An 8648-nucleotide genomic window follows, 5' to 3' on the forward strand; every position below is an offset into this window, starting at 1 on the left:
GCGTCCTGGAACTCGTCGGGCCGCCGAGCGCCCTCCTGAACGGCCTCGACGACCTCCATTGATGCCGCTGCAAGATCCTCTATTTGCCCGAGCTGGTCGCGCAGGCGGTCGAGTTCCTCGTCGGCCCCTTCGCCGACGGACTCGCCGTCGCCCGCGAGGCCGGCGAGCGCCGCCCGGCCAGCCGTCAGTGACTCGCCGTCGAGGGCCGCTAACGGCTCGAACACGCCGCTCTCGATGCCAGTGTCCCGGAGTGCGAGCGCCACGTCGACTGCGGCTAGTTCACCCCCGTCAGCGTCGAACGCGTCGAACGCGTCGAGAACGGCCCGCTGGTCCGCCTCCGAGAGGTCGGCCCACGTATCCCGCGCTTCGAGCACGTCGTCCAGCCGCTCGTCCATCGCCTCGCGGGTCGGTAGCGGCGTCAGCACCCGGATGCTGTCGGCCGCGTCCGCCGTGACCGCGTACTCCTCGGCGAGGTCCAGCAGTTCCTTGTACACGTCGCGGGTGTCCCTGGTGGCGAGCAGGTCCATCGACTCGGCCCCGGTCGCCCGCCGGAGGATGCGCGTCGCTCGCCCCCGGGAGAGGCCGGCCGTGGTTAGCGCACGCGTATCCGCCGACTCGATGGCCTCGATGGCCCGCTCGACGCCCAGCTCCTCGGTGAGCAGTTCGGACGTCTTCGGGCCGATGCCCCAGTACTCCTCCAGTCGCATGCACGGGTGGACAACGGCGGCCCGCTTAGGCGTTTTCAGTTGTCGGGCTCGTCGTCGTCGATACCGAAGCGCTCGTGCAGCGGCCCCGGCTCCCCGCGGGCCTGCCGGTCAGCCCGCCGGGCCGCGCGGCGCGCGATGAGTGCTCCCAGCGTCGCCGGAATCGCAAGACCGAGCGACACGAGCGCGGTCTGTTCGGAGACGACTGACGGGCCATCCGACAGGAGGACCTCGTAGCCGACTGCGAGCACGACGACGGCCACGCCGGCGACGACGAGGTACAGCCCCCGGGCCAGCACCTCGCTGGGATTACGCAGCCGCGAGAGATACGCGGCTGGACCGAGCCAGCCGGCCAGCAAGACGCCGACGGCCACGGGAAGCGAGAGATCGCCGACGAGGATGACGACGGCGTACAGCACGAGCGGTGCGATAGCGACGCCGAGCGAGAGCCCCGTGAGCGTGACGGCCCACGTCGGCGCACCGGCGTCCATCGATTCGAGCGTCTCGGCCAGGCGTTCGTCAAGCATCTCCGTCTGTTCGTCGGTGAGTAACGACGCATCACAGTGTGGACAGGCCATCGCCGTCGGCTCCAGCGGCTCGCCACACTCCGGGCAGGCGGGGTCCGACGCATCGCGCCACTCGGTCATATCCCCCATTGCACGCCGAGCGCTTTGAGTGGTCCGGATAAACCATTGCTATTAGAATAGTATGAATTCGGACACACTTAGAGAAAGTACGGCTTAAGAGATCGTAGAGCGGTTGCGTTGCCTATCCACTTAGTTAAAATTTAAATGTCATGATTGGTGCGAACTATGCAAAGAGATAATCCATTCGGCTGCTATCATGATATATGGGGGAGGTTAGCATTCTTCTTGTGGACGACGACGAGGCCCTCGCTACAGTGACGGCTGAGCTACTTGAACGTGAAGACGAGCGGTTCACGGTCGAAACTGTCCCAAGTGCCACCGATGGGCTACAGGCTATGGATCGTTCTCTTCCTGACTGTGTCGTTTCAGACTTCGAGATGCCCGAGACAGACGGGCTTGAATTTTTGCAGGCGGTCCGTGAGCGACACCCGCAACTCCCGTTTATCATGTTCACCGGTCGAGGAAGCGAAGAGATTGCAAGCGATGCCATTTCTACCGGTGCGACTGATTACTTGCAGAAACAATCCGGAGCTGAGCAGTACGAGCTGCTAGCCAATCGAATAAGCAACGCTGTCACGCAGTATCAGTCGAGAAAGCAACTGGAGGAAACCACAGCAGAGTACGCCGCTGTTTTCGAGAACACGCGAAACGGACTCCTCCTCGTCGATGTTGAACAAGACGGGTTCCGATTCCGGCGATGCAACTCACGAGTGCTTGAGTTCACTGGCCTCGTAGAGTCAGAGCTTATCGGTAAGACTCCAGTTGAAGCACTTGGGGAGAAAAATAGTAGAAAGATCGCTGGTGCGTACCGGAAATGCGTCGCCACGCGCGAGACAATCGAATACACGCTGACACTGGACCACCCGGTCGGGGAAGTCATCCACGAAGTCAGCGCTACGCCGATAATCTCTGACGGCGAGGTCGAACAACTGGTCGTTGCGTTTACTGACATCACCGAGCGTCACAACCGCGAACAGGAACTACTGGAGGAGCGTGCGGTCATCCAGCAAGCGCTCGATGCGCTGGAGGACCCACTGTTCGTCCTCAGTGCAGATGGGCACATCGAGCACTGCAACGAACGGGCGGGTGAGCTTACAGGCCACACCGGACAAGCAGCCGAAGGGCTGCCGATCACCGACCTGTTTCCCGAAGCCGAGCGGGAGGCGATTACCGACGCGGTCCATCGGTCTCTCGATCGCGGGCGAGCTACCGTTACGGCCGCCCTACTCACCGACGGCGGGCACCGCCGTACGTATGAGTTCAGCGGCCGCTCTCTCACCGACTTGGACGGCAACACGGCTGGAGTCGTCATGATAAGTCAACGTACATCAGACGACTGATCGGTTGCGTCCGCAGTGGAACCGACGGCTCCAAACGGCTATGTCAGGGTGAAACGGTCCCAACTGGCTCTCTCAGCCCGGAGCCGGACGTGCCCGGGCACTCTCGTAACCCCATTCTTTCGATAGCGTCGCTCCCTGAACTTTATACTCTGTGACGGTCGAATTTCACAACACGAATGAAAGACGTGCTCTCCAGAATCGGCATCGGCTCGGCCACAGTAGACACGATTCTGCCGACGGATACCGTCAGAGCCGGCGAATCCGTCCAGGCCGAGGTCCACGTCGAGGGCGGGTCGACGGATCAGGATGTCGACGCGGTCTACTTCGCGCTGGAAACCGAATATAAATCCGACGAGGGGTACAAGGACGCCATCATCGATCAGTGGCAACTCACCGAACCGTTCACTATCGGGGCGGGTGAGGAGCGGCGTTTCGAGACCACTATAGATATTCCCAGGGAGACGCCGGTGACTACGCGCTCGACGGCCGTCGAAATCGAGACCGGCCTCGATATCTCGATGGCGGTCGACCCCGGCGACGAGGATTACATCGAAGTCGAACCGACACACCGCACGCAAGCGGTGTTCGACGCGCTGGATTCGCTCGGTTTCTCGCTCCATGCCTCGGCCTGTGAGGCGACGGCCGGGAGCCTGTTCACTACCTCGGCGAACTTCGCTCAGGAGTTCGAGTTCCGGCCCCAGCGCGGCGAGTTCGCCGGCGCGGTCGACGAGGTCGAGATCGTCCCGGTGTTCGACGACGACGGACTTACGGTGTACGTCGAGGTCGACCGCAGCGCCGGACTGCTCTCGGAGGTGACTGACGCCGACGAGCGACACACGAAACTCACGATAGAAGCCCCTGACCCCGATGCTATCGAGCCACGACTCGCGGAGGCGATTCGGGAACTGAGTTAGCTCGCTGGCGTACGTTGCCGCCCTCAACCCCAGAACGACTGCGTGCGCGCGTACTCCCGCTCTTGCCGGAGGATGTCCCGGTAGAACTCGTCTTCGTCCTCTCGCAGGCGGTTGATGATTCGGGCGGCGTTGTGGGGCCCGACGCCGCGGGCGGCCAGCGCGACCACCGCTCGCTTCCCGTGGCTCTGGACCAGTGAGGCCGAGCGGTAGGCTCGTTCGGTCATCTTCTCCTGCTCCTCGTCCTTGTCGTCGGTCCGGACGGCCGAGACGACTTCCTCGGCCCACGGATTCAGCGCGGCGATGCGGGTCGAGCCACACTGCGGACACGACGGCTGATCCCGCACGCGCTTGACCTGCTGTTTGCGGTCCCACTCCTTGCAGTGCAGACATGCGAGGATGACGCGGTCACTCTGGATGCGCTCCTTGACGGTTTTGATGACGCTCGCGTCGGCGTTCTCCGGTGAGAGGAGTTCCCGCCCGGAGGAACTGCCGCCGGTCCCGATGGGCGTGTGCTCGCCCACTGTTTCGAGCGCCACGTCGCCGTTCTGGATATCTCGGAGAAGGTCGGCCGTCGCCTCGATAGCGAGGTCCTCGTGGCGAACCTCGCGCAGGGCTTCGTCATACATCGGCGTGTCCTCAAGCGCTGCCAGCAGGCGGTCACGGCCGAAGTCAGTCGACCCCCGGCCCCGCCAGCGCTTGAGCGAGCCGAACTTCGTCGCCACCTGCGCGAGCTTGAACTTCAGCGCGTCGGCGTTTTTCAGGCTGAGTTCGATGAGCGCTGGGAGGTGGTCAGGATCGGTGTCCTCGATGACTTCGATGACATCGCCGGCGGTGATCCGGCGCGGGACCTCCAGCGTAATCCGGTACGGGTCGACATCCATCGCGACCGACGACCCTGCCCGTTGACCGAGCAGCGCCGAGAGGACCCGGCCCAGCGTTTCGTTGATTTTGTGCCCGTAGCAAGCGTTGACGATGACCTCCCGGCCGTGGAACTCCACCAGAATAGTCGTGTCGTCCGGAATCGGCCCTTCGTGTTCTTCCACCTGCGAGAGCCCGTCGACGACGGTTTCGGGGCCGGCGGCATAGCGAGTCGCCACGTCTCTGGCGACGGCCTCGGTGTCCGCGCCGTCCTGGAGTTGCCGACCAGCCACACGACGGAGTTCGCCGACTTCCGCGGCGACGGCTCTCGGAACCGGAATCTCCTGCCCCACCCACGACGGGACCTCACCGGCGGGGTCTTCGATGGGTGAGACGGTCACGACTTCCTCTTCCTCGTCGATGTTCGTGATGCGCCACATCTCCCCGCGCTGGACGAACACCTCGCCGGGCGTGGCGAAGTTGACGACGAACTTCTCATCGAGGGTCCCGACCTGCTGGCCTGAGGCCACGTCCTCCACGTCGTATGTGGCCTCGTCGGGAATCATCGAGAGGTTCTGGTAGAAGTACTGCCAGGTCCCGCGGCGTTTCTCCAGAGTGTCCCGGTCCTCGTCGAGCCAGATGACGTTGTTCGCTGCGAGTTCCTCGACGACCTGCTTGAACTGGGCCTCGTCGAGGTCCCGGAACGGGTACGCGCGGGTCAGTATCTCGTAGGCCCGCATCGCCCGAATTTCGCCGGTATCCATCACCAGTCCGGCGATCTGGTTGGCAACTGTGTCGAGGCTCCCGTCGTGGATTTCGGCGGGCTCGACATCGCCGGCTTCGGCCTGTCTCGCTATCGCCAGCGCCTCCAGCGTGTCGTCGGTGTCAGTCGTAACGACCGTGCCCGAGGAAACGAGGTCCCGGCGGTGGCCGGCGCGGCCGACCCGCTGGACGAGGCGGGACACCTGCCGGGGGCTGCCGTACTGGACGACGTGGTCGACGTGGCCCACGTCGATGCCCAACTCCATCGAGGACGTACACAGCAGGGCGTCGAGGTCGCCGGCCTTGAACCGGTCCTCCACGTCGATGCGAGCCTCCTTCGACAGCGAGCCGTGGTGGACCCCGAGGTCAGTTCCGAGCTCCTTGAACCGCGAGCCAAGCGCCTCCGCTGTTTGTCGGGTGTTCACGAACAGCAAGACCGATTCGTTTTCGTCGATGAGGTCTGCGATGAACCGGACGTGGCTGGCCGTTCCCGCGTCGGTGACGAGGGAACTCGACAGTTCCTCGTCCCGGTCAGTAATCTGGGGCCGGACCACCTCGATGTCCAGCCGGCTGCCGATGTCAACTTCCACGATGGCACACGTGCGGCCGCCGGTGAGAAACCGGCCGACCTCGTGTGGGTCGCCGACGGTCGCCGAGAGGCCGATCCGCTGGAACCGCCCGGACAGTTCCCGGAGCCGTTCGAGTCCGACCGTCAACTGCGCGCCTCGCTTGGCCGCAGCGAGCTCGTGGACCTCGTCGATGACGATATGTTCGACATCCTCCAGCGCAGTTCGGAGCTTCGACCCGGTGAGCATTGCCTGGAGCGTCTCGGGTGTGGTCACGAGCACGTCCGGCGGGTCGTTGGCCTGTTTCTGGCGCTGGTAGTCCGTCGTGTCGCCGTGGCGGACGTCTACTTCGAGACCGAGCGTCTCGCCCCACCAGTCGAGGCGCTGGCGCATGTCGCGGTTCAGCGCCCGGAGCGGCGTGATGTACAGCGCGCCGATGCCAAAGCGGTCCTCGGATTCGGCCAGCGCGTCGAAGACCGGCAACATCGCCGTTTCAGTTTTTCCGGTTCCGGTCGGGGCGACGACTAGCGCGTCTCGCCCGTCAGCCAGAGTTGGAATCGCCTTTCGCTGTGGGTCGGTCGGCGTCGTGAAACCGCGCTCGGAGAGCGCACTGCGGACGGCCGGCCCGAGCGCAGTGAAGGCGTCATCGCCGCGAGCGACCCCGTCAGTCATCGCCCCCCTCTAGCGACTACACCGGGTTAAACACGTTGTGTCATATTCTCTCGTCCCCCGTTGGTAACCAGGGCATTACGGGCGTTGCGGGGGAGCGACGGGTACAGCCTTATGTCGTTGCCCTGGGATATGTGGAACCATGACTGACGCCTGTGCAACTGCGGCCGGTGATGGCCTGTGAACACGCTTGATGAGATCGAACGGGCGGTAAAGGACACGGCCCACTACGTTAGCGGGAACCTGGCGAACTACGCCAACAGAGCCGCTGGCGAGAACCCGAGTGGGGAGCAACAGGTCGGTGGCGACGTGTGGGCCGATGACCTGTTTTTCGACGCACTCGCGTACATCGACGGCATCGGCGCGTACGCGAGCGAGGAACGTAGCGACGTGGTCGACTGTGGCGAGGGCTACAGCATCGCCATCGACCCGCTCGATGGCTCCTCGAACCTCGCCTCGAACAACTCCGTGGGGACGATAATCGGGGTCTACGACGCTGAACTGCCCGCGGCGGGCCGGGAAATGGTCGCATCGCTGATGGTGCTGTACGGCCCATACACGACGCTGACAATCGCCCGGTCCGACCGCGATGTCGTTCAGGAGCACCTCCTCCGGGACGGGCACAGCGAGCGCTGGGGCCAGTTCGAACTGCCAGCAGAGGCGACTGTTGTCGGGTTAGCGGGCAAGACTGGCGAGCGAAGCGACGCGTTCAACGACATCGCCCAGTCCTTCGAGCGGGACCTGAAGCTCCGCTACGGCGGCGCGACCGTCGCCGACCTGGCACAGGTGCTCGAATACGGCGGGCTGTTCGGGTATCCGGTGACGTCGGGGTACCCAAACGGTAAGCTTCGGGTCCACTTCGAATCAGCGCCGCTCGCGTACCTCGTCGAGGCTGCCGGTGGGGCCTCAAGCGACGGCTCGAAGTCCCTACTTGACGTCGAACCGGACGGTATCCACGACCGGACGCCGACGTTCCTCGGCAACACCGAACTGGTCGACGAACTCGAAGCGGAACTTTCAGAGACCTAAACGGGTCCAGACCCCCCGCTCAGACCTGTCGGTAGGCCCCTAACCGCGTGCCATCAAGCAGGAACGCCTCGGTATCCGCCATGCCCTCGGGCAGGAACGGGGCGAGGAACTCCTGGCCGTCGACGTTGACCCACGTCCCGCCGGAGCGGTCGTTAAACGCCGGAAAGACGACGATGTCCGGCGCGTTCTCGACTGGTTGGTCGAACTGTTCGGCGAAGGGCTCACTCACCAGCGAGCCGCGGAGCCAGGCCCGCTCCTTCTGGGCCCCACCGACGCTGTCTTCGAGTCGGACGACGGGATGTTCGTGGCCGACACAGACGACATCCGCTTCGAGTACGTCCGGCGCAGGCCAGGTGTGGCCGTGGGCGAACCCGACCGAACCGAGACGGGTTCCGTGTCCCGGTGTTACCTCAACATCGGCGTCGAGGTCAGACAAGACTGGCTCCAGACCGCCGTCGTGATTCCCTTTCACCAGTGTCACGGGCACGTCAAGGGCGTCGAACAGCGTTTCGAGCTCCGCTCGCTCGTCTGCGAACGGGTCGCCGATGGCGTGGCCCAGGTCGCCGATGACGACCAGCCGGTCGGCCCGGGCGCGTCTCAGGCATGTCAGCAACCGCTCCCGGCGGGCCTCGGCGGCCGACTGGAGTTCGACCCCCTCGTACCTCAGTCCTGCTTCGATGCCGGCGTGATAATCGGCCACCGCCAGCAGTCGCTCCCCGTCAGTATCGACGGTGGCCGCCGGGACGTCGGGAAGCGGTTCGACACGCATCTGCGCTCGGTTGGGTCGCAGGGGAGAAAAGGACCGCGGCTCGGTGCGTCAGATGGGTGTGAGCTTGCCGTCCTCGGGCTCGTAGCAGCGTCCGCCCATCAACGCGTCTTGGATGGCGTCCTCGACGGCATCGGCGTCCGCGCCGTGGCGGCTCACGACCGTCGAGCGGAGTTCCTCGCGGTCGGCCCCACTGCCGTCGTCGAGGTCATCCATGACCGCCATGACGGCGTCTTCGAGGTCCACGTCCTCGGTAGGCGCGTCCTCGCTCGCCGACTCGTCTGGTGTGGTCTCGTCGGCTGCGGCGTCGGTCGCTGTTTCGGGCGTCTCGGCGGGTGCGTCGCTCGTGGCCGCGTCAGCCGGTCGGCTCGGGGGACTCGATCGCCGGGCCGG

At 64.6% G+C, this 8648-nt stretch carries 6 protein-coding genes and 2 pseudogenes; 3 read left to right on the plus strand and 5 right to left on the minus strand.

Annotated elements, in window-relative coordinates; translation table 11 throughout:
• Positions 1 to 707, minus strand: a pseudogene (locus tag GJ630_RS18665) (DNA mismatch repair protein); the annotation flags it as partial.
• Between the two features lie 35 nt (positions 708 to 742).
• Positions 743 to 1360 carry a zinc ribbon domain-containing protein gene (locus tag GJ630_RS18670; protein ID WP_242493333.1) on the minus strand — a complete coding sequence of 206 codons (618 nt, stop codon included), beginning with the start codon at positions 1358 to 1360 and terminating at the stop codon, positions 743 to 745.
• Positions 1361 to 1554: 194 nt separating this feature from the next.
• Here GJ630_RS18670 and GJ630_RS18675 point away from each other — a divergent pair, with 194 nt between their 5' ends.
• On the plus strand, positions 1555 to 2691 hold the full coding sequence (locus GJ630_RS18675) for a PAS domain-containing protein (RefSeq protein ID WP_050038175.1): 1137 nt from the start codon (positions 1555 to 1557) through the stop codon (positions 2689 to 2691).
• 176 nt (positions 2692 to 2867) lie between these two features.
• Positions 2868 to 3605, plus strand: a complete 738-nt coding sequence (locus GJ630_RS18680) for a sporulation protein (RefSeq protein WP_050007420.1) — start codon at positions 2868 to 2870, stop codon at positions 3603 to 3605.
• A gap of 23 nt (positions 3606 to 3628) precedes the next feature.
• On the opposite strand, the gene GJ630_RS18685 is transcribed toward GJ630_RS18680, so the two are convergent.
• Positions 3629 to 6463 carry a DEAD/DEAH box helicase gene (locus tag GJ630_RS18685; RefSeq protein WP_191450677.1) on the minus strand — a complete coding sequence of 945 codons (2835 nt, stop codon included), beginning with the start codon at positions 6461 to 6463 and terminating at the stop codon, positions 3629 to 3631.
• A 177-nt stretch (positions 6464 to 6640) separates the two neighbouring features.
• On the opposite strand from GJ630_RS18685, the gene GJ630_RS20665 reads away from it, so the two are divergent.
• Entirely contained in the window at positions 6641 to 7489 is an 849-nt protein-coding gene (locus tag GJ630_RS20665; protein ID WP_014040547.1) for a class 1 fructose-bisphosphatase, read from the plus strand.
• A gap of 19 nt (positions 7490 to 7508) precedes the next feature.
• Here GJ630_RS20665 and GJ630_RS18695 read toward each other — a convergent pair whose 3' ends face one another.
• Positions 7509 to 8258 (minus strand): metallophosphoesterase, encoded by a 750-nt coding sequence (locus GJ630_RS18695; RefSeq protein ID WP_191450678.1) that lies wholly within the window; start codon positions 8256 to 8258, stop codon positions 7509 to 7511.
• 48 nt (positions 8259 to 8306) lie between these two features.
• Positions 8307 to 8648: pseudogene (locus tag GJ630_RS18700) on the minus strand (hypothetical protein); the annotation flags it as partial.

It is taken from the genome of Haloarcula sp. CBA1122, from assembly GCF_009741785.1.
Taxonomy (GTDB): domain Archaea; phylum Halobacteriota; class Halobacteria; order Halobacteriales; family Haloarculaceae; genus Haloarcula; species Haloarcula hispanica.